The organism is Tamlana crocina (genome assembly GCF_012037625.1).
Genome location: NZ_JAAVJS010000427.1, coordinates 1 through 380 on the forward strand (window position 1 = coordinate 1; position 380 = coordinate 380).

Here is a 380-nt window from a genome sequence, read left to right on the forward strand (position 1 = left end):
GGATGTGATGAATTTGTCAATGCAGATGAAATTGCTAAAGGGTTATCCCCTTTCCGACCTGAAAGAGCAGGAATACAAGCCGGCAGATTAATGTTGGAAAGCAATAAAAACACTTTTAAAATCTGACCAGGATTTTGCATTTGAGACGACTTTAGCAACAAAAAGCTATAAGAATTTCGTTATCGATGCTCAAGAAAAAGGCTACTCTGTCACATTGCTTTTCTTCTGGCTGAGTTCCCCCAATCTGGCAGTAAAACGGGTGGAAACACGGGTTAAAGAAGGCGGACATAACATTCCCGAAAAAGTAATTCGTAGAAGGTATGACAACGGACTGAAAAACTTTTTCGCTATCTTTAAAGAGCTGGTTGATGACTGGATGT

The 380-nt window shown here is 40.0% G+C and carries 1 pseudogene; it reads left to right on the top strand.

Annotated elements, in window-relative coordinates:
- Positions 1–380 (top strand): annotated as a pseudogene (locus HC176_RS17430) (ATPase); the annotation flags it as partial.